The organism is Halobacteriovorax sp. YZS-3-1, from assembly GCF_047084945.1.
Classification (GTDB): domain Bacteria; phylum Bdellovibrionota; class Bacteriovoracia; order Bacteriovoracales; family Bacteriovoracaceae; genus Halobacteriovorax_A; species Halobacteriovorax_A vibrionivorans.
On record NZ_JBKIYI010000001.1, the window covers coordinates 1970474 to 1991655 of the forward strand.

Genomic DNA, 21182 nt, shown 5'->3' on the forward strand with positions numbered 1-21182 from the left:
TATCTGAGTTAAATAAACTACAAAAATTATATGAGAATAACTACTTAAAAACAATATGAAGAATAGATTAATTTCAGAAACTTACGAGTCTTTTGATTTTGGGTTTTCTGCTTCAACTTTATCTTGTGATGCATCAACGACTTCATCCTGCCCAGACTCGAGCTGCGCATCGTTTTGTGTTGATTGATCGGCGACTTTTTCAGTTGCTGCTGAGTTTTGCTCAGCAGCATCATTTACGTGATCCATTAAGTCATCTTTGGCCTTTTGGAACTCTCTTAGTCCTTTTCCTAAACCTTTTGCAAGTTCAGGTAGTTTCTTAGGCCCGATAAAAATCAGGGCAAAAACTAAAACAATGAGTAACTCTCCAGCTCCAAAGCCACCAAACATACTTAACTCTCTTTAAGAATAAGACTATTTGTCTTGTTTATTAGAAAGGATTGCTTCTTCTAATCCACCAAGTTGTGAACGAAGAACCTTAATTTTAACACCTTCTGCAATTTCAAGGTCAACAATCTTTTCAGTCATCCCAACAATTGTACCAAAAATTCCAGACTTTGTGTAAACACGATTACCTTTTTCAAGAGTATCAAGCATTTTCTTTTCTGCTTCGATCTGTTTTTTCTGAGGTCTAAAAACTAGAAAATAAAAAATAGCGACAACAGCAATGATTGGAACAAAATTCATAGCAGTACTTGGCTGTCCAGCAGCTGCACCTTGTGCATATGCGTTTGAGATAAATAAATCTAACATTAATTTCTCCTAATAGAGTTTTAAATTATTGGCCTGCGGCCCATTTTCGTGAAGTGTATCTGTTATAAAATTCTTTATAATAATCGTCAAACCTATCATCAAGAATCGCTTGTCGTGCATCTTGAGTCATCTTAATCATGAAATAGAGATTATGATAAGTAATAAGGTTCCCCGCTAGAAACTCTCCAGTTGTATAAAGATGACGAATATATGAGCGTGAATAAGTCTTACAAACCTTACAATCACAACTAGGATCAGCTGGAAGAGTGTCTTCTCTAAAGCGAAGATTTTTAATATTAAGTGGCCCATCATGTGTTAAGAACTGGCCGTTGCGAGCGTTTCTTGTGGGAAGAACGCAATCAAACATATCAATTCCAGCGCGAATCCCGTTAAGAATATCAAGAGGCTTACCAACTCCCATTAGGTATCTTGGTTTTTGATCAGGCATCGTGTGAACAAAGTCATTTAGGAAATCCACCATCTCTTCATTCTTTTCTCCAACAGAAAGTCCCCCAAGAGCAAGGCCTGGAAAGTCCATCTCTTCAAGTCGTTGCATACATTCCGTACGAAGGTCTTTATGGAGTCCTCCTTGAACAATTCCAAAAAGTTTTTGATAGTCGCGAAGCTTATAATCAATACAACGCTTGGCCCATCTTAAAGTTAGCTCCATACTTTCACGAAGAGTATCTTTTGTAGCAGGAAGTTTTGGGCATTCATCAAATGCCATAACAATATCTGAGCCTAGGCCCTTTTGAATCTCCATACTTTTTTCTGGAGAGATGAGATGCTTTGACCCATCGATATGTGAAGAGAAAGTCACCCCTTCTTCTGTAATTTTATTGATATCTGAAAGTGAGAATACTTGGAATCCACCTGAGTCAGTAAGGATTGGTTTATCCCAATTCATGAAGCCATGAAGGCCACCACCAACTTTTTCAATGAGCTCATGCCCTGGCCTTAAGTATAAGTGATAAGTATTTCCAAGAATAATTTGTGCATTCATTTCATACAAATCTTCTTGCCACATACACTTAACAGATGCACGAGTTCCAACAGGCATAAAGATAGGTGTTTTAATCTCACCGTGCTCAGTTGTAATTGTTGTTGCGCGGGCCTTACCGCTATATCCTTCAACTTTAATCATATTCAATTACCTCAATATCAACATCGCATCACCATAAGAGAAAAAGCGGTACTTCTCTTTCACAGCAATGTCATATAATTCAAGAGTCTTTTCACGACCGATTAACGCACTAACAAGCATAAGTAGTGTCGATTTTGGTAGATGAAAATTCGTTATTAAACCATCAATACTTTTCACATCCACACCTGGATGAAGAAAAATATCTGTGTCTTTAAGTTCACCAGGAGTATAGTTTTCAACTCCTGCCTGCCATATCGTCTCAAGTGTTCTTAAACTTGTTGTCCCAACAGCAAATCGTTTTTTTGCATTTTTAATCTTTTCAAAATCATTCTTATCAACGCAATAATTTTCACTATGCATTTTATGATCTTCTAGATTATCGACTTTAACAGGAGCAAATGTTCCAAGCCCAACATGTAATGTTACCTTGGCAATATCGTGACCTTCTTCTTTTATTTTTGATAGAAGTTCATCTGTGAAGTGTAGGCCAGCAGTTGGTGCAGCAACACTTCCCAACTCATTAGCAAAAACTGTTTGATAATCTTTCTTATCTTGCTCATCAGACTCTCCTCCTCGAATATAAGGAGGAATTGGAACAAGAGCATGTGCGTTTAAATAATTAATAAGATCATTACCAATGAGAGAAGGTCGAATCAAAAACTCCCCTTCTATATTTCCATTGATTTCAATCTTAAGACCGTCTTCAAAATGATAGATATCACCAGCTTTCTTTTTCCCATTGGCCTTAACAAGAGCGCGATATAGGCCATCTTTATTTGGCTCAACAGTTAGAAAAAAGACCTCAATACTTCCACCAGTTTCTTTCTTACCTTTTAGACGACATGGAAACACCTTACTCTGATTTAATACAAGAGTTGTCTCCTGCGGTAGAAAATTAACTAACTCATTAAAAGTGTGATGAGAAACTGTATCAGTCTGACAGTTATAGACGAGAAGACGCGAATGATGACGTCCCTCAACTGGCCTAGTCGCAATTAGCTCCTTAGGCAAATCGTAGTCATATGCAGACAGTTGCAAATCTTCTTTATTTATAGGCTTATCCATAGGGCGGATAGTAGCGTGAAATTAGGTAATCGTCATCATGTAAGTTTTTCAAATTACAACTTTCTTATGTTCAATATTAGAGAAAACTGCAAAAACTTACAAAAATTAAAAGAGAGGGAATCTTGAAGCACAAATTATTTAAAATCGCTGCACTTTCATTAGTTATTTCAACAAATGCTATGGCCATGAATAAAGTAATCTACGGCCAGGATAATCGCGTTAGTATTGAAGAATCTGACAAAGGATTTCTTGTTGATAGTGTTGCAGCAATGGTACCAAGTTATATTTTTGCGAGATCAGAATCAGGTGAAGTTCTGGACTCGATTTTTAAGAGTTTTCCTACTCTAAAATCTCATAGAGGTTACCCAACGTGTTCAGATATGAAATTCAGATCTGAACCAACAATATCTAGCTGTACTGGTTTTTTAATTGGTGAAAACCTTCTTATGACTGCAGGTCACTGCATGATTAAGGGCGGGACTCAAGTAGCAGACACAGTATCAGATAGCTGTAAGAAAAATAAATGGGTCTTTAACTACAAGGCAACTTCTGTAAACTCAGATGGAAAATTAGTCATTGAAAAGAATGAAGTATATGGATGTAAGAGAGTTGTTGCAGCATCTTACACTGGTCTTCTAGATTATGCAGTCGTTGAACTGGATCGTCGCGCAGCAGATAAGAAGCCACTAAAGCTAAATCTTAAATCAACTGCAGTAAAAGAAGGTACTGATATTTATGTTGCTGGCCACCCTACTGGACTACCACTTAAGGTATCTGGTGATGCAAAAATTGTAACAAATAAACCATATCGAAATGATGTAACAACTGATCTTGATACATTTGCAGGAAATTCAGGTTCTCCTGTTCTAAATTCGAAAGATGAAGTTGTAGGAATTCTTGTTGCAGGTGAAATCGACTATGTTTTTGACTACGATAAAATGTGTTACCGCGTAAATAAGTGTGAAGGACAAGGTAAGAAATGTGACCGTATGTCTTATCCATCAAAAGGTGCAATGGGTGAAACTGTAACGAAAATCGCAGCAGCAAACCACGACTATGTTTTAAAGAAGGTTTTAGGTCCACTTTTCATAAACCAAAATGTACTTATCAGTGAAGAAGAAGATGAAGAAGAAGTCGTTGAAGAAGTTGAAGAGATCTTAAATGCAGGATTCTAAAACAAAGAAAGTCCAAAATGGACGTATTAGTAAAGAAGAAATTAATAAGCTTGAGCTTATTGATTTTGATGGAAAGATCCACTTAATTGATACGGAAGAGAAGTCGCAACAAGCGCAAGAGAGCTTTCAAAAACATTTAGAAGATAATTCAATTACAGGCCTTGATACAGAATCAAGGCCTTCTTTTAAAAAGAGCGATAATTTTCAAATCAGCCTTGTTCAGGTTTCTTTTGAAGATGAGTGCTATCTTTTTCGCCTTAATCTAATTCAATGCCCAGATTACTTAAGAGAATATCTCGAAAATCCAGATATTATTAAGACAGGTGTTGCCATTAAAGATGACTGTCGTGATTTAAAGAAACACTTTCAGATAACGGCTAAAGGCGTGATTGATGTTCAGGATCTGGCCAAGAAAGCTGGGTATGTCACACTTGGGCTGAGGTCACTAACGGGACTTCTAATGAATCGCAAGATCTCCAAGGCAGCAAAGCTTACTAACTGGGAAAATCCAAAGTTGACGCCACCACAGATTCGTTATGCGGCCACAGATGCTTGGATTTCACTAAAGCTTTATCAGGCCCTAAAGTTGAAAGAATCGTAAACTTTATTCATTAAATCCCAACATTCTTTATCAAAAATATGCTTATGGATATGAAGTATTTAAAGTATATTTTTGCAATTCTTCTCACATTGGCAGCCATTGACGTCTTAGGGGCCCCAAGCAATCAACCCGGTCCTTATCAATTTAATAGTTTTGAAATGGATAATCCTTACGAAGAGGCGGCCAAGGATGACGATAAGAAAATCAGAAGGCCATCATCTGAAGAAGAGTATAAATTTAAGTATGAATTAGAGCAGAGACCGAAGTGGCAGGACATAGAAGAGCACTGCGGGGACCGATGTATCTATCCTGACTCAAGAGGAAACTAATTTCAACAACTTAGATTAGGAAAAAAATTTCCTAAATCATATTTTTGAACATTGTTCTATAATTTTTGTAGAACAAATTATGTTTAAATACGCCATTTTACCTATATTTATACTCTTTTTTACCTCTTGTTCAGGAGGGGTTGATGGAGCGTCTGGAATCTCAGTGACTCCGGTTACACAAGAAGCACCAACTGGTGCTGCAATTGCCAGCACAGTCATTACAGGGGGCCTTCCACAAGATGCCCCTCAAGTAACTTGGACTAACCCAGCATCTTTTAGTCATATCGAATACGCAATAGGAACAACAGCTGGTGGAGCTGAACTTGTGCCATGGAAAAATATCGCCACAGCAACATCACATACAGAAGTCTCTCTAACTGGCCTAACTGAATGCACTCCTTATTATCCATCTGTTAAAGCAGTTGGCACTACAGCAGTTGAATCAGCAACAGTTACAACACCTAGCTTTTATTGGGATAATACTGCACCCACTTCTCTTGGCGTTCCCGATGTTTCAGCAGATGATGCAACAGTAAGTTCATCAACGACAACAACCTGGAGCGCTGCAGTTGATAATTGCCAAATCGATCATTACGAAATTGCTATTGGAACAAACCCAGGTCTTACAAATGTCCAAGGCTGGATCGATATCGGAAATGTTACAAGTTATAAATTACGTGACGGTGTGGACGGAGCAAGCTTTACACTAACAGAGGGCTCTAATTACTATATTACATTAACTGCTTATGATGGTGCTGGTTTTAGCATAAGTCAGGACTCTGTAGCTTTTCAGGTTTTTAATCCAGCAACTTCTCTTCCAAATATGGTCGTTAGACTGGATGCTAATGACTTATCTTCTATGCTAGATAACACTGGAAAGAATGCGGCCAATGGTGCTTTCAACGGGTTTGTTCAGGATTGGCTTGATACATCTGGCTCAGCTAATGTTCATAATTTCTATACAGGCAATGCATCCCCTTCATTTGATAATCTTGATAACCACGTTGTCTTTAATGGTAGTACTCAAAACCTATCTGTAGCAAACCATGCTGACCTAAATACGGCCACGACAAATCAACGAAATATCACCGCTTCTTTTGAGACTTCGGCCGATACAAATACGTTCCAAGTTATCTATGAAGAAGGTGGCTCATCACGAGGAATGAATATTTATATTAGTGGCAATAATCTCTATTGTGGGTTCTGGAATTTGACTGACGATGGCGATGGTATCCAACCATTTACCTTTGTCTCAGCGCCAATCTCAACAAATACCATCTACCACGTAACTTGGGTCTTTGATTACACAAATTACACTGGGCCAGCGGGGCCTGACGGCGACCTTACTTGCTACGTCAACGGAAGTTCAATAGGATCGACAACCTCAACGTCACTTCTCTACGCCCATTCAGGGACAATATCCCTTGGTTCTTACTCAGGTGATACAAACGACCACAACGGCACTCTCAGTGGTGACGGAGGCTATTTAAACGCTGATATTATGGAGCTTATGCTCTTTAATGATCCACCTGATGCCACTACTGTGAACACTATTCATACATACCTTGAAGATAAGTGGAACTAATCTAGCGAGATTAGTAATCATCTGCTATAAATCCCTCATGAATTTAAGTGTTTTTGATATTTACTCAGTTGGAATTGGGCCAAGTAGCTCACATACAGTTGGACCAATGAAGGCCGCTAAGGACTTTATGGATCGTCTCATGGAACATGGACTCTATGAGCAAACTCAACTTGTATCAACAGCACTCTATGGCTCTTTAGCTCTTACAGGTAAAGGCCATGGAACAGATACGGCAATAATTCTAGGCCTAAGTGGACACACTCCAGAAGAAATTTGTCCAGATCGTGTCGATGGAATCCTTGAACGCGCTAATAAGGCACATAAACTAGAATTTTATGAAGATCATAAGCACGCCAAAATTGTCGACTTTAATCCTCGTGAGCATATCTTATTTCATCGCAGTCAAACACTAGATTTTCATTCGAACGGAATGTGCTTTCAAGCAATTGATGAAAATGGAAAAGAACTTTTTAAGAAAATTTATTACTCAATCGGTGGTGGATTTATAATCGCTGAGGGTGAAAATAATAAAGGCGACATATTCTCACAACACGAAAGCAAAGTTAAATATCCATTCACTTGTGGAGATGAATTACTATCTCAAGCAAAGAAGAATAATCTTACGATTTGCGAACTCATTAAGGCCAATGAAAAAAGCTGGCGCACTGAAGATGAAATCAACACAGGAATGCTTGCTATTTGGGATGCAATGAATAGTTGTATTAAAAGGGGCCTAAAAGCAGAAGGCCAACTTCCAGGCGGTCTAAAGGTAAACAAAAGAGCAAAGAAGCTCCATGCAGCTCTACTAAAGAAAGACTGCCAGAAAAACCTTGATCCTCTTACTATTATGGACTGGGTAAACCTATTTGCAATCTCAGTTAACGAAGAAAATGCATCAGGCGGAAAAGTTGTGACAGCTCCAACAAATGGTGCAGCAGGAATTATCCCCGCCGTTGTGAAGTATTATTTAAAGTTTGTTAAAGACGCTACAATTGATAAGGTTATCGACTTCTTACTCGTTGCAGGAGCAATCGGCGTTCTCTACAAGAAGAATGCATCAATTTCTGGCGCTGAAGTGGGTTGCCAAGGTGAAGTTGGCGTTGCTTGCTCAATGGCAGCAGCAGGTCTTGCCCAAGTTCTTGGTGGAACTAACGAACAGATAGAAAACGCAGCAGAGATAGCAATGGAGCATAACCTAGGGCTAACTTGTGATCCAATTGGTGGCCTTGTGCAAATCCCATGTATTGAAAGAAATGCAATGGGTGCAGTAAAAGCAATAAATGCTGCAAGAATGGCAATGCGTGGAGACGGAAGTCACTACGTTAGCCTCGATAAAGTTATCAAAACCATGAAAGATACAGGTGCTGATATGCAAACCAAGTATAAAGAAACTAGTCGTGGTGGTTTAGCTGTTAATGTCACTGAATGTTAAATCAGTTACTTAGACACGTTACTTATTTCATACGTTAATTCAAAGGCTTTCAATTTCCTTCTAGCTATCATAGAAAAACATATTTTATAGAACAATTGATTAGAGAAAGTTAGGGAGAGAATATGAAGAAGCTGCTACTTATGTGCGCGATGACGATGTGTTTTGTGTCATGTTCAAAAGTTAAAGATAAAATCAAACAAATTGAAAATAACCTTGAGACAACGGCCCAAGGAGCACGCTCTGGTATGGCATCTGGTGCTAGAGATAACCAGATGGAAAAAGTAAGAGACCCTAAAATTGATATTGCTGGAAAGATCACAGCAGCAGCAAAATTTTATAAAGCACTAGAATTCAACTCTTGGAACCCAGGAACATCATATGATGATAGCTTTTCAAGAAGAGAGATGCTTCTTGATGCTTCAAAAGAATTTATTAGAAACTTAACAGATATCTACTCACAAGTTGAAGATAAGATTGAAGATGGAAAGCTTACCCCTATACATCTAGATTGGAGCAAACCTAAGAAATTCGAAAAATACAATTATGACAAGGCCTTTTATGCAATGGCCGTAGCAATGCATGAGAAACACTTCTTACAAGAAAAGAATGCAAGTAAGAACAAATTCACTGCAGTTTCATTCTACGATATTTTAAAGTCAACTTTAAAAAGAGAATATGCGGGAGCAAACCTAACAGAAGCTGAAAGAGAGCTTATGACATACTCAAATCGTAAAATGATTATCGCACTTCTTAATGCAAGAATTGATATGATCTTAGCACTTGCAATTAAAGACTCAATGGATAGCTCTGATGTAAAGATAATGTCAGCAGGCCTATACCTAATGACAGGAAAGCTTGGAAAGCTTGCCTTCCCATCGATTCTTGAAAAATCGACACTGACAAACAAGCAGAAAACAAATGAAAAATACGAAGAGGCCCTGTCAACGTATGACTTCATGTTAGAGATCGGTGAGAGACCAGAAATTGACAAGCGTGTAAAAAATATTCTTGATAACGTTATTCTTCCAGAGCTTACTTATGAGCAAGAAAGTGATGGCGAGGTTCAAAAGTATCATGGATACCTAGAACAATTTCAAAAGATGTAATATAGCTATATATAAATATGAAAGAAGGCCTCATTTAAGAGGCCTTTTTTATTTCTTAAAATGATCTAAAAACTCTTGCGGCGCCTTACTTAATTTACGGGTTTCATAATCAAAGAATACAATTCCATTCTTAGCAAAGGCAATGGTTTTACTTCCACAGCTAAACTTATATAAGAGATCATATCCGTACTCATTGATATCTTCGACATACATTTCCACCTCGAGGAGATCACCGTAAAAAGCCTCACCACGATACATATAGGCAGCATCGGCCTGGATAAGAGACTTCCCAAAGCAATCAAGTTCTGTATGTCCAATAGACTTTAGGAAACGTAGACGACCTTCGTGACAAAGAGTTGCCACTGCATCATTTCCCATATGGTTACCATAGTTGATGAAATTAACAGTTAATTCAATTTGAGTTCTATAGTCTGGTTCCCTATTTGGAACACTTAATTTGATTCTTGCCATACAAGTATTAAATGACAGAAGTTCTAATTCTTCAAGTGTTGCTTTAAAAGATCTCGCATGGCAACCTTGCACTTTCCTGTAGAATTATAAGTAAGAATATCAACAACCTCTGTCTTAATCGCTTCTGTATCTTTTGATATTACATTAGAATCCATAATTGCAGCAATTGAACGTCCATTACATTCCTTGGCAGCTTTAACTACGGCGTCATTAAAATCAAAACCATCAATCTTATAATTTTTATTATTTAATAGATATCCTAATATCTTTTTCGAATTATTAGCAATTGCATGAATCAAGAGAGAATTATCAGGACATTCTTTATAATCAAATACCTGACAGACTTTTTTATCATACTTTGATTCACTAACGCTGATAATGTCTTTTAGTACTTCTAAACGGTCATATTTAATAATATTTTTATATATAAACTTATCATTTAACCATTCTAATTTTGAATCTTCTCTCATGCCAGTTTTATAATATGAAACAAACTCGGATTTATCCTTGTTTTTAATTAGAGTTAAGGCCTTTGGTGATTCCTGCAAGTGATAAAGTCTCATTATTCCATAAGCAGACTCATTTTCATGGGAGATTTGAAAAACAAAAAATAAAATAACAATATGTATTGTTGCTAAAGTTCCTATAAACTTTAAATTCTGAAACAATTGATCTCTGAAGTTAAGTTTAATTAATCTTGTAATTTCGTGTTCATTTTCAGTCTTATCCCCAATCAATATTCTTCTAACAAACATCAAGTCAAAAAAGAGAACAAAGAGAACGATTGGAAAATCAGGGGCCTTACTATTATCAAAGATCGATTCAAGAATAGTTACAACTAGTAAAAGATTTGCACCAACAAGAGTTATTATCAAAAGAAATGAGGGGATATTAATTAACAATATTCTTATATCACCTTTTGTTTTAAAAATTGCGACCTTATCAATAAAGTTCACTGTAGGTAGTATTGAATACAGAAACGGAATTTGAGCCAAAGCTAAAGCATAAAACAGAATACGTTCTGTTAAAGAATAGCCGATAAAAATATCGTCAAAGATATAGCTCGCTAGATACAGAAGACTTATAGAAGTATAAGGATTTCCTAAAAGTTTTTGAGCAATATTAATTACAACTTTTTCTTTGTAACTCAGAGGAAGCGCAAAGCTATAGAAATCGACTCCCTGGGGGCCTTTCCAAAAAAAGAATCTCGACTTTGACTTATTTAAATAAAGGCAGAAACCTAAAAGACTTATGAAATATGTTGGTAATGCATAAATATCGAAGAATAGATTTACGCCATAGATGACAAATGCCAGTAAGACAGCACACAGTGTTTTAATGAGAAATAATTTCTTATTTTCAGCAAAGTGAGAAAGGATAATTCTTTTTACAATACTAGGCTGCTTCATCACAAAGCTCCATATCTTGAATCATCACAACACGATTACTATTAAAAGTAGTGTCTTCAGGAATATTTGTTGCCATCAAAACACTTCTACCGCGTTTACACTCTTTTGCTAGTTCTTCACCTAGTAACTTCCTAGCAGCTCTATCTAGGACAGCAGTAATTTCATCCATTAAAATAAACTCAACTTCAGAGCTTATCGCTGCAATAAATTGTATTCTGGCCTTCATACCAGTAGAAAGTTCATAAACATACTTATCTCGATCTAGGCCAAATTTAATCAATAACTCTTCTTCTCTTTGAGAGTTATAATTTGGATACAAGATCTTATAATTATCAAGAATGTATCCAACACGAGAATTCTCATCAAAAGTGAGATCATGTGAGTTTAAAAATAAAGACTTAAATAACTCATGCCTTTTATTATTATATGGTGACAGCCCTAAAACACTAACAGATCCGTCTAGAGGATGGCGAAGACCAAGAAGTAAGTTAACAAGAGTACTCTTACCTGAACCGTTCTTTCCAAGAAGAATAACAAATTCTCCTTTATTGATTTGAAGATTTAGATTTTTGAAAATAACTTCACCACTGGGATAAGTATAAGCAAGGTTTCTGATATCGAGGATACAATTTGAACTCATAAGAACTGCCTTAATGAATATATGATTAACTTTAAACAGCAATCATAACAGCAGTATAAAAATATCCAAAAATCAGAGTCTTATGTGTCGACTAAATAAAGACTGGTGCAATTATTTGAGGCGGCCCTAACCTATCAATTCATCAATATAAGAAATGACATCATCAAGGTTCTTCTTAATTCCCTTGTAAGAGAGAGTATCGTCAGTCATTGAGACAATGGCCTCTTTTAAGAGTTTAAGTTCTCTTGCAGGAATCTGCGCAACATCAAGAAAGTATGTTCGAATTGTAAATAAGCAAATATTCTCTTCTGCTAGACCTACCATATGCTGGCGTTCAATTCTCATATAGAGCTTGTGATTGCCGTCATTTTTAAAGCTTCGGCCATACCATAACTCATCAGAAACACCCTTAGGAGATTCAGGATGATGGTTTAGTCTCGTATCAGTTGAGAGTCCCCATGCAAACCTCTTAAATGGCCCTCGCTCGATTAGCGAGCGGGAAAGCCTTGTTGCATTCTTAGCAATTTGGCCAAAGTCTGCAACAGGTATGTGGATATGATTGAAGTCTTGAGAGATCTTCTCTCTAGGGTCCCAGTGATTTGGAAAGCATAGAGAAATAGCAATGGCCTTCTCACCTTTCATAAGAGCGAAGTCTTCCTGTGTATTAAGTGTCATCTGCGCAATAGAAGAATAGTCTTTACTTGCGCATTGATTTAAAAAGTTTTGATAAACACTTTCGTTACTTAAAAATTCTTCATCTAAGCAAAGATACTTATCTTTATTCTCATTAAAACAAATACTTTTTTGCTCAATATAATCATTAAAGTTTTGGTCTTTTAAAAAGACATCGCTATCAAGTGGAGAAAGGCCAGGAGAGACTTCATACTTACCTTTTCTTAAAGGAAATAGCTCCTCTTTAAATTCGAGTGGTTTTACTGGCGCATACATTACTTTATAGCCCTAATACTTTTTGTAAACGATCACCAATTTGAGGATGAGTTAACTGGCCAGAAAACTCTTTGGCCCAATCAACATGCCCTTTTGTATAAACATGTACTGGTGCAGCAGTGTGCCCACTTGTTGCCCAAACAACATTCTGCTCACTTGCGATGGCCTTAGCAATTAGTGATGTTCTGATATTTTTAAGATCATAATAATAATGATCATGATATCCTCTAAACTTAGGCACCTCACCTTTGTATAATTTTAAATTCTTTCTCCTGCGTTTTTCTTCAATTGCCTTAGCTAAGATTTCGCTACACTTACTAACACTTAAACGAACTGAAGTTGTCTCTTCAATAAGATCACATAGCGTTGAAGAAGTTTGCTGTGACTTTTCTAAATCTAAGAAGTCATCCCAAAGCTTAATTAAATTTGTCTTTTGAGAATATAGAAGATCTAAGACTCGATATGGGCCATAGTTGATAGATGTTTTAAACTTACGGTCTTTAAAAACTGAACCAGACAATTCAATCTCATCCTCTATTTTTCCAATATTATAACCAAATCCAAATCCACCTGTTTCATGATCCGCTGTAATAACTAAAAGTGTATCAGGGTTCTTACTAACCCAATCACTGATCCAATTAACAGTTTCATTAAATGAAAGCATCTCATGGAGCATACTTCCAGCATCATTTTGGTGACCGGCCCAATCAATTTGGCCACCTTCAATCATAAGAAAGAAGCCATCATCATTTTTAGAAAGAGTTTCAACAGCACTCTTTGACATCTCAAGAAGAGTTGGAATCTCACGTGACTCATCTTCTTTTTTATCACGAAACCATAAAGCTTCTGGCATATTGTGATTCGTGAAAAGACCTAAGACTTTCTTAGTTGGATCGATATTAGTAAGCTCACTTCTTTTATGAATTACTTGAAAGTCTTTATCTTTTGCCTCTTGTAATAGATTGCGATCATCTTTTCGTTTAGACTTAAGTGTGAAATGACCTTCTATTGCACTCTTCGTTCCCTTAGGTACAAAGCGGTTGGCCCCACCAGAAAACATAAGATCAGGAGCAACTTCAATCATACTTTGAGCAATTCTATCTTCAGACCATCGATTTGCAACATGAGCAGCAAAAGAGGCCGGTGTCGCATGAGTAAGTCTTGTATCTGATACCAGTCCAGTTTTGAGTCCTTTCTTTTGTGCCTTTTCTAAAATAGTTTTTGCAATCTCTCCTTCTTTATCCAATCCAATCATTTCAGACCTTGAAGGTGTACCAGTTGCTAATTGTGTAGCAGAACAAGCAGAGTCTACAACAATGCTCCCATACGGCTGAGTTGCAGAAACACCTAATTGATTAGTGTTCATATTTGCAAAGGCATAACGAACATTCTTCATCTTCGGATTTGAATTATATTTTAAGTAGTAATTTAATAATGAGATCTGACCTGGCCCCATTCCATCACCTATCATTAAAATAAGATTTTTTGGCCCTTTATTTGATGAGCTATTCATACAACTAGAAAGCAATAAAAGTGCACTTAAAAAGAAAGTAGAAGATATAGACCTATTAATCATTTATTATCCTTTAATATTTCGTTGAATATATTATTTTTTGCGTAATTGAGTAGTTCATCACATTCTAACACGTAATTTGTCCAAGCATGGAAACCTGATGAAAATTCCTTAAAGCTTACTTGTACACCTTCACGCATAAGTTTCTCATAAAACATAATACTATCGTCATAGAGAACATCATACTTTGCGACATAGATATTTGTCCTTGGAAGTAGAGATAAATCATCTGAGTAGAGAGGGAAAATATCAGGATCTTGAAGATGAATATCGCGATCAGAAATTGCATAATCAAGTAACTTTAAAAGCATTGATTTCGATAGGCCTGACTCCTCACCACTTTCAAAGCGATGTGCAGAGTCCGAGTCAAAATCACTTTGATAATGACCGGTAATAAGATGAATCTCTTTAATATCTAATTGATCGCTACGTTTTGCATTTTCAAGAGCACAAAGTGTAACGAGATTTGCACCGGCAGAAGTTCCAGTTAAGATAAACCTTTTAACTCCGCGTTTTTTTAAGTCTAATAGTAGCTTCAAGGACCAATCCACAATCTCTGGGATCGTCACTTCTGGACAAAGAGGATAATCAGGACACAGGATTGTTCTTCCAGATTCATTATAGAGGGCCTGACAAAATTGGGCCCCAGTTAACTCATCACCTGTTACATATCCACCAGAATGAAAGTGTAAAATACACTCTTGTTCGATTTTATTCTTATCTTTTGTCCATACAAGTATGCGTCGATCATCAAAAGAAAACTCGTCTTCTACATATTGAGTGTTCTCTTTTTCTACAATGGCCATAGCGCGACGTAATTCTTCGAGAGTAATTTTTGAAAATCGCTTTATTCCAGCATCAAAGAAAGCTTGCATAGATGCAAGTCTCTTTGTTGTTAGAAAGTCACGTATTGTTTCATTCATAGTTAAATCTTATTAAGTTCATAATAGTAAAGCCTGCTAAGTATATAAATAAACGCCTGATAATTAAAGATACTTCAGCTCATATTTTCCGACTAAAACAGTATGAATTTATTTCAACAGAAATTTCATAATAATCTGTTATTACACCGCAATAATTAACCTAAACAGATTCAACAGAGGTGATAAATATGAAACGAATTTTAGCTGCAACTTTTATCTTTATACTTACTTCAAACCCTGCATATGGTGCACAAGGTGAACAAGAAAAGAAAGAAATGAAAGATAAACAATCGAAATCACAAAAATCAAAAGTAGACAAAAAGAAAACAAGTGATCGCGATCCTGCAAGTATAAGTGGAAAAGAAGTGAGTTTAACGGAGAAGCATTACTTAATATATGAATAATTTTTTAGTAACAAAAACTAGGAACTGGAGACTATGAGCATTAAACAGAAAAATACATTCAACCCTAAGGCCATTATCTATGCTGGTATTGGTGCAATTATTATTCTTCTGATCATAGCTGGCGTTAGTCGTGTTCAAGGTGCTGTTGTAAGTCAAGATAGTGGTGCAGTAGAAGATGTCACATTTTCTGAAGAAAATAAGAATATGTCTAAAGAAAAGGATTATGCAGACCAAAAAAGCATGCCTCAGGAAGACTCAAAGCGTACCCCTGCTTCATATGATGAAAAAGAACAGAAGATAGAAAGAAATATGGAGTATCACGATAAAGAGTACTTATATGATAGAAAATATAAGTAGTGCAAAATTAGATTGTGCACAACTTAAATCCATGATAATGTCTCCTTAGGATATAAACTAAGGAGACCATTATGAGTATTTATGATTACAAAGCAATCGATATCAAAGGGAATGAGCGCTCTTTAAGTGAATTTAAAGGAAAGAGTTTACTTATTGTAAACACTGCAAGTAAGTGTGGTTTTACTCCTCAATATGAAGGTCTTCAAAAGATCTATGATAAATACAAAGACAAATTAGAAGTCTTAGCATTTCCTTGTAATCAATTTGGAAAGCAAGAACCTGGTAATTCTGAAGACATTCAGTCTTTTTGTGATTTAACTTTTAAAACATCATTTCCACTTTTTGAAAAAGTTGAGGTCAATGGTGAAAATACTCATCCACTATTCCAATATTTAAAATCAGAACTTCCAGGCCTTCTAGGTAGCAAGAAGATCAAATGGAATTTTACAAAATTTCTTATCGACAGCGAAGGCAATCCAGTAAAAAGATATGCTCCTATTGATAAACCTGAGAGCATTGAAAATGATATAAAAAAGAGTTTTAAATAATGAGTGATGAAATTCTCTACATTGATAATCAAGTTTGCTTTAGCCTATATCGCTTAAGTAAATTGATAACAAGTCAGTACAGGCCTTATCTTGAAGAGATAAATCTTACTTATCCTCAATATCTTGTCATGCTTGTTCTTTGGGAAGATGAAAGAGTTAATATGTCAGAGCTGGGAGATAAGTTATCACTTGATACTGGAACACTCTCCCCTCTTGTAAAAAGACTTATTGAAAAGAAACTTGTTGAGAAGAAAAGATGTGAGGATGACGAGAGAATTGTCTATATAACAACAACGACACAGGGAAAGAAGTTAAAGAAAAAGGCAAAATCAATACCTCAAAAGCTACTTTGTTCAAAAGAAATAGATATTAATGAAATACAAAAGCTAAAAGCCGAAGCAGATAAAGTATATAACCTATGGAGCACACATGAATAATGAAGAAATTTTAAAAGCACTTAATTGGCGATACGCTACAAAGGTCTTTGATAAAGACAAGAAGATATCAGACGAAGATTTACACGTATTAAATGAATCCTTGAGACTCGCTGCGAGCTCGTTCGGTCTACAACCATGGAAGTTCATACTTGTTAATGACAAAGAAACACGTGAGAAACTAAGAGAATATTCTTGGGGACAAGCTCAAGTTACAGATGCTTCTCATTATGTAGTTCTTGCATATATGACAGAACTTAATGAAGAGTATATTGAAAAATTTGTTCAATCAATTGCTGATCAAAGAAAAGTTGAGCGCGAAGGACTACAAGGTTACTACGATGTAATGAAAGCGGCACTTATTGACGGGCCACGATCAAAAACTATTTCAGAATGGGCACAGAGACAGACTTATATCGCAATGGGACAACTACCTATGACAGCTGCGATACAAGGCATTGATACTTGTGCAATTGAAGGAATCGTACCTGAAGAATATGATAAAATTTTAGGTCTAGAAGGAACTAAGTACAAAACTCTAGGTACAGTGGCCCTTGGTTACCGCTCTGATGAAGATAAGTACAAAGACCTTGAAAAGGTTCGATTTAGTTTTGATGAAGTATTCAAAGTTATCTAATTGAAAAAGGCGACCTTTGGTCGCCTTTTTCAATTATAAGTTAAACTCCATTTATGATTTTTATTCCATTTATTATTTTCTTTGCTCTATTATTTGGTTATTTCTTCTATAAGCATTATTCACAAAAACTTGCTCGTAATTTGGCATTAAAGAAGTTATCTGAAAAAAAGCCTGCCTGGAAAGAATTCTTAAGAGATGAAACGAAGTTATTTTCTCAATTATCACAACAGGAACAAGAAAGACTCCTAGACTCTATTCTTATTTTCTATAGTGAAAAAAAATGGTCAACAGAGCTAAGTGAAAATGAATGTTTAAAAACTTCATATTATGCATGCCTACCAATCTTTAAAAGAAAAACTAATTACTATCCAAATATTAAAGAGATAAATTCAATGTGGAGCTTTCAAGAATGGCTCTCTCAAAACGAGAAACAATTCGAAATCGACTTTGGAAAGATGGCCTTAAAAGAATTGCGAGGAAATTTCTCCTACTATTCTGAGCTATTTTTTGAATCTCCAAACAAGCTACAAACTGATCATCCAGCAGTTTACGATAAGCTACTTAAGTTTTATCAAGTGGAAGTTTAATAGAAGTCTGAATCATCATCGCTATATGGATGGACTTGTTTGTAATTGCTTCCTTGTTCAATATGGGCCTTTATATTTTGAAGATTCCACTTAAAAGTATTTGTCACACTTCTTTTTGTAATAAAACGAAATATCTGCTTCCACATAAAGTAATTGAAACTTGATGTTTCTTTCTCTAATTCATCGCGCTCTATATAGCCAGACCTAAATGTCAGAGAAGTCTTATTTTCGCCAAGCTTCTTATAGATTTGCTCCACAAGAAACTCTCCCTTTTCGTTATAGTTGAAAATATCCATGAATTCGTTGAAGTTATAGGCCCTGATTTGCTTATAATACTGATCCTTATTCTTTTCTATTTTGGTCGTTGTTTCGTCCCAGAAAGTCCCTTTTTCATCTGCACGTCTAAAACATCTCCTAGTAAAACCGATATCACTTTGTTTAAGATTGGCATTCCAAGGGCATTCACTAATTGGGCAGCTGACTATCTTGTAAAAGTAGGTTGACCACTTTCTTGCATTCTCATTTTTTGAATTATATGCCCATACATCATCAATAGACGCGTCAATCACAACAGTAAACTCTGCATAATCACTTGGCCTTGTATACTCAGAGGCAGCTATACTGAACGATAAGATAATGAGGAGAATATACTTTATCATTTGCATAACGTATCTCGACACGACGCACACGACAAGAGACTATATAAATTTACCATTGCCATCTAATTCATAAATGATTAATATATCTTGGCAAATCAAGTGATTTCAATGTGCCTAGGTGGTGAAATTGGTAAACACGCACGGTTGAGGGCCGTGTGCCGCAAGGCTTGCTGGTTCAAGTCCAGTTCTAGGCACCATTCATTCAAATCCCATAATTATTTTCGAAGTATAGAGCTTTTTAATTAAAAGCAAGCCGTAGGCGTGCTGGTTTATCGCCAGGATGGCGTGTATGCCGACGAAGGCAGGAGCCGAGAGTCGGCCAAGTCCATCGCGTACCTGCAAACTAACCGAAAGTCGGCCAAGTCCATCGCGTACCTGCAAACGACCTGCAAACTCCCCACTAAATACCTACCAAACACCCGACAACTGACCGAAATAATTAAAATCTGTTCCGATATTATACGGCCCTGTAATCACTTCAATAAAACATAAATTATCGACAACCAATGTTAAATTGTTAATCAAACAAACAAATAAAACTTAGGGAGATTAGAGATGAATAAGATTAAAATGACCTCATTAGCATTGCTCTTAGTTTCGTCAACAACAGCAACTGCCGGAATTACAGACTTCTTTTCAACTAAAGATAAAGTTATCAAAGGCTCAGCACATCACTTCTATAATGACTCACGCTCAGACGCTCTAACAGAATTCGTACAAGATATTCATAGTGAATATGGGCTATTTATTGCTCGTTTTAAGGAGCATAGTGAAACATATATCGGTGCTCATAACAAAGATAAGATGAAGCGCTTTGGAACAGATGTAACAGCATATAGTGACCTAACGTTTTCTAAGCACGGTGATTCATATCGTTTATATTATACGACATATGCTACTGGAAGACCTGTCATCATCAAGTTAGATAAGACTCACAATGATCAAATTGATGGCCTATTTGAAGACATGACCAAGAAAGCTGATCATGTGAAAATTGAAGGTACAAGAAGCTTTTCAAGAGGTGGAATCTCACTAACAGCAAAAAACCTTAAAGATGTTAAAAGCATCACACTATCTTGTAAGGAAGAAATACACTCAGATAACAGCGGTGGAAATCGTTGTCTAACAAAGACTGGCGGTATCGACTTTGGAAACAAAGAAACAAAAGTTGAGATCAAAGGTGCAAGAAGAAATACAGAAGTTCCAAAGAAGAACTTGAAAACTTGGGCGCAAGATTATTGGAATAACAAAATATAAAAAGCATGAAGGCCCTTAGTTAAGGGCCTTTTTTATTTCTGAAATACAACCTCATAAAATTCTGTAACAACATCTTCATCGTCTAAATCAACAATACCCCAATCATTTAAATATGGTGTAAAGAAGTCACGATGGGCCTTTTTCCAGTGCTCCACTGACAGATCCCCTTCTCCTTCGGCCTCAGCTATCTTCTTAGATATATCACTAAACTTATTAATTTCAACAGCAATAGTCTTAACAATACAGCGAGGATTGTTCTTAGAATCTAGTATTATCCAGAAATTATCAACTTCAGGTAAAGGATCTCCTGCTAGCTCATAGTCCTTAACAAGACCACTTCCGGCACTTTTCTTACCTGATAAATACAAAGCAAGAAGCTCATCTGCAATTTCAGCATTACCTGCAATTGATATCTCAATATGGGGATGATCTAACTTCTCATCGAGTGTTTCTTCATATAAGTCCCAAAATTCCTCTGGAGTTAAGCTGCTCATCTTTAAATTCCTTTCTAAATCCTTATTCAATTCTTTATCATTATATAAAAAGAAAAAGGTGCTCTAGGGCACCTTCTTTTATTTAAGCATACATTCAAGTTCGATCGTATATTTAATTCTAAATACTACGCTTGGATGTACCCATATCTTCAAGATAGAATTTTAGGCGTTTTTCAATTTCTTCAAGAGCAGCAAGACGGATTTCCATTGCTGTTTGGCATGAACGTGTTGATCTAATGGCCTTGATACTTTCCTTAGATGGAATGGCCATAACTGGACGTCTCTCTTCTTTTACCTTTGCTACCTCAGCTTCAAATTCATTAACGAGTTCAGAAAGTGGCTTCACTTCTTTTGAAGCACTCTGCTCTTGCTTCACATCATCGCCAATTGGAAAATGCTTAGAAGCAGGAAACATCACTAAGACGTCATTATTAGGTGTTGAATTTGAATCTGTAAGTTTCATTAATTTATAATCCTCGGTAAATTAAGCATAGTGCTTATTAATAAGTCACTATATATAAAGCATAACTCAGGCCAAGATATTTTGGGATGCCCCATGTAATATTGGTAGGTTGTTAAAAATGAACGTCAACTTTTTGGTCAATAGTGCTTTAGATAGACAATTATAAATGAATAATTCCAAATACTTAAGCG

At 36.2% G+C, this 21182-nt stretch carries 26 protein-coding genes and 1 tRNA gene; 14 read left to right on the forward strand and 13 right to left on the reverse strand.

The window, feature by feature from the left end:
• Positions 1–81: 81 nt before the first annotated feature.
• From ACMAZI_RS09375 to queA, 4 genes are read right to left on the reverse strand one after another with little or no spacing between them, the layout of a single operon-like run.
• Positions 82–387, reverse strand: coding sequence for a twin-arginine translocase TatA/TatE family subunit (locus ACMAZI_RS09375; protein ID WP_115363764.1), 306 nt, complete (start codon positions 385–387; stop codon positions 82–84).
• Positions 388–411: 24 nt separating this feature from the next.
• Positions 412–750, reverse strand: coding sequence for a preprotein translocase subunit YajC (yajC, locus tag ACMAZI_RS09380; RefSeq protein WP_115363766.1), 339 nt, complete (start codon positions 748–750; stop codon positions 412–414).
• Positions 751–775: 25 nt separating this feature from the next.
• Positions 776–1894, reverse strand: coding sequence for a tRNA guanosine(34) transglycosylase Tgt (gene tgt / locus ACMAZI_RS09385; RefSeq protein ID WP_115363768.1), 1119 nt, complete (start codon positions 1892–1894; stop codon positions 776–778).
• A 6-nt stretch (positions 1895–1900) separates the two neighbouring features.
• Positions 1901–2959 carry a tRNA preQ1(34) S-adenosylmethionine ribosyltransferase-isomerase QueA gene (queA, locus tag ACMAZI_RS09390; protein WP_199506674.1) on the reverse strand — a complete coding sequence of 353 codons (1059 nt, stop codon included), beginning with the start codon at positions 2957–2959 and terminating at the stop codon, positions 1901–1903.
• Between the two features lie 122 nt (positions 2960–3081).
• Here queA and ACMAZI_RS09395 point away from each other — a divergent pair, with 122 nt between their 5' ends.
• The 6 genes from ACMAZI_RS09395 to ACMAZI_RS09420 all read left to right on the forward strand — a co-directional run bounded on the left by ACMAZI_RS09395 (position 3082) and on the right by ACMAZI_RS09420 (position 9187).
• Positions 3082–4134: a trypsin-like serine peptidase gene (locus tag ACMAZI_RS09395; RefSeq protein ID WP_412473298.1), complete on the forward strand. Its 1053-nt coding sequence runs from the start codon at positions 3082–3084 to the stop codon at positions 4132–4134.
• A complete protein-coding gene (locus ACMAZI_RS09400; RefSeq protein WP_115363772.1) occupies positions 4121–4735 on the forward strand; it encodes a 3'-5' exonuclease in 615 nt (204 codons plus the stop codon). The genes ACMAZI_RS09395 and ACMAZI_RS09400 overlap by 14 nt, the downstream gene beginning before the upstream one ends.
• Before the next feature lie 44 nt (positions 4736–4779).
• Entirely contained in the window at positions 4780–5064 is a 285-nt protein-coding gene (locus tag ACMAZI_RS09405; RefSeq protein ID WP_133296989.1) for a hypothetical protein, read from the forward strand.
• Positions 5065–5143: 79 nt separating this feature from the next.
• Entirely contained in the window at positions 5144–6649 is a 1506-nt protein-coding gene (locus tag ACMAZI_RS09410) for a fibronectin type III domain-containing protein (protein ID WP_412473297.1), read from the forward strand.
• Positions 6650–6686: 37 nt separating this feature from the next.
• Positions 6687–8081, forward strand: coding sequence for an L-serine ammonia-lyase (locus ACMAZI_RS09415; protein ID WP_120404703.1), 1395 nt, complete (start codon positions 6687–6689; stop codon positions 8079–8081).
• A 122-nt stretch (positions 8082–8203) separates the two neighbouring features.
• Positions 8204–9187: a hypothetical protein gene (locus ACMAZI_RS09420; RefSeq protein WP_115363780.1), complete on the forward strand. Its 984-nt coding sequence runs from the start codon at positions 8204–8206 to the stop codon at positions 9185–9187.
• A gap of 48 nt (positions 9188–9235) precedes the next feature.
• Here ACMAZI_RS09420 and ACMAZI_RS09425 read toward each other — a convergent pair whose 3' ends face one another.
• From ACMAZI_RS09425 to ACMAZI_RS09450, 6 genes are all read right to left on the reverse strand, one after another.
• Complete coding sequence (locus ACMAZI_RS09425) at positions 9236–9730, reverse strand: thioesterase family protein (protein WP_334678648.1); 495 nt, start codon at positions 9728–9730, stop codon at positions 9236–9238.
• A complete protein-coding gene (locus tag ACMAZI_RS09430) occupies positions 9682–11067 on the reverse strand; it encodes a hypothetical protein (protein ID WP_412473296.1) in 1386 nt (461 codons plus the stop codon). Before ACMAZI_RS09430 ends, ACMAZI_RS09425 begins: the two co-directional genes overlap by 49 nt.
• Positions 11054–11707 (reverse strand): ATP-binding cassette domain-containing protein, encoded by a 654-nt coding sequence (locus tag ACMAZI_RS09435; RefSeq protein WP_412473295.1) that lies wholly within the window; start codon positions 11705–11707, stop codon positions 11054–11056. The genes ACMAZI_RS09430 and ACMAZI_RS09435 overlap by 14 nt, the downstream gene beginning before the upstream one ends.
• Positions 11708–11833: 126 nt before the next feature.
• Complete coding sequence (locus ACMAZI_RS09440; protein WP_115363788.1) at positions 11834–12655, reverse strand: heme-dependent oxidative N-demethylase subunit alpha family protein; 822 nt, start codon at positions 12653–12655, stop codon at positions 11834–11836.
• 4 nt (positions 12656–12659) lie between these two features.
• Positions 12660–14231 (reverse strand): alkaline phosphatase, encoded by a 1572-nt coding sequence (locus tag ACMAZI_RS09445; RefSeq protein WP_412473294.1) that lies wholly within the window; start codon positions 14229–14231, stop codon positions 12660–12662.
• Positions 14228–15151 (reverse strand): alpha/beta hydrolase fold domain-containing protein, encoded by a 924-nt coding sequence (locus ACMAZI_RS09450; protein WP_412473293.1) that lies wholly within the window; start codon positions 15149–15151, stop codon positions 14228–14230. The genes ACMAZI_RS09445 and ACMAZI_RS09450 overlap by 4 nt, the downstream gene beginning before the upstream one ends.
• A gap of 188 nt (positions 15152–15339) precedes the next feature.
• Here ACMAZI_RS09450 and ACMAZI_RS09455 point away from each other — a divergent pair, with 188 nt between their 5' ends.
• The 6 genes from ACMAZI_RS09455 (at position 15340) to ACMAZI_RS09480 (ending at position 18118) form a co-directional block, all read left to right on the forward strand.
• The gene (locus ACMAZI_RS09455) at positions 15340–15555 is read left to right on the forward strand and encodes a hypothetical protein (protein WP_115363794.1); all 216 of its coding nucleotides are present in this window, start codon (positions 15340–15342) and stop codon (positions 15553–15555) included.
• A 33-nt stretch (positions 15556–15588) separates the two neighbouring features.
• A complete protein-coding gene (locus tag ACMAZI_RS09460; RefSeq protein WP_115363796.1) occupies positions 15589–15912 on the forward strand; it encodes a hypothetical protein in 324 nt (107 codons plus the stop codon).
• A 71-nt stretch (positions 15913–15983) separates the two neighbouring features.
• Positions 15984–16460, forward strand: coding sequence for a glutathione peroxidase (locus ACMAZI_RS09465; protein WP_115363798.1), 477 nt, complete (start codon positions 15984–15986; stop codon positions 16458–16460).
• A complete protein-coding gene (locus tag ACMAZI_RS09470) occupies positions 16460–16897 on the forward strand; it encodes a MarR family winged helix-turn-helix transcriptional regulator (RefSeq protein ID WP_120404696.1) in 438 nt (145 codons plus the stop codon). The genes ACMAZI_RS09465 and ACMAZI_RS09470 overlap by 1 nt, the downstream gene beginning before the upstream one ends.
• Positions 16890–17531 carry an NAD(P)H-dependent oxidoreductase gene (locus tag ACMAZI_RS09475; RefSeq protein WP_412473292.1) on the forward strand — a complete coding sequence of 214 codons (642 nt, stop codon included), beginning with the start codon at positions 16890–16892 and terminating at the stop codon, positions 17529–17531. The genes ACMAZI_RS09470 and ACMAZI_RS09475 overlap by 8 nt, the downstream gene beginning before the upstream one ends.
• A 53-nt stretch (positions 17532–17584) precedes the next feature.
• The gene (locus tag ACMAZI_RS09480; protein WP_334678656.1) at positions 17585–18118 is read left to right on the forward strand and encodes a zinc-dependent peptidase; all 534 of its coding nucleotides are present in this window, start codon (positions 17585–17587) and stop codon (positions 18116–18118) included.
• Here the strand turns inward: ACMAZI_RS09480 and ACMAZI_RS09485 are convergent.
• Positions 18115–18777: a hypothetical protein gene (locus ACMAZI_RS09485; RefSeq protein ID WP_133296991.1), complete on the reverse strand. Its 663-nt coding sequence runs from the start codon at positions 18775–18777 to the stop codon at positions 18115–18117. The two genes, ACMAZI_RS09480 and ACMAZI_RS09485, sit on opposite strands and share 4 nt — an antisense overlap.
• Before the next feature lie 112 nt (positions 18778–18889).
• On the opposite strand from ACMAZI_RS09485, the gene ACMAZI_RS09490 reads away from it, so the two are divergent.
• Positions 18890–18974: transfer RNA gene (locus tag ACMAZI_RS09490), tRNA-Leu, on the forward strand.
• A gap of 358 nt (positions 18975–19332) precedes the next feature.
• Positions 19333–20034, forward strand: coding sequence for a hypothetical protein (locus ACMAZI_RS09495; RefSeq protein ID WP_412473291.1), 702 nt, complete (start codon positions 19333–19335; stop codon positions 20032–20034).
• A gap of 32 nt (positions 20035–20066) precedes the next feature.
• On the opposite strand, the gene ACMAZI_RS09500 is transcribed toward ACMAZI_RS09495, so the two are convergent.
• Positions 20067–20528, reverse strand: a complete 462-nt coding sequence (locus ACMAZI_RS09500; protein WP_334678659.1) for an ASCH domain-containing protein — start codon at positions 20526–20528, stop codon at positions 20067–20069.
• 118 nt (positions 20529–20646) lie between these two features.
• Positions 20647–20991 (reverse strand): hypothetical protein, encoded by a 345-nt coding sequence (locus ACMAZI_RS09505; RefSeq protein ID WP_115363812.1) that lies wholly within the window; start codon positions 20989–20991, stop codon positions 20647–20649.
• Positions 20992–21182 lie beyond the last annotated feature (191 nt).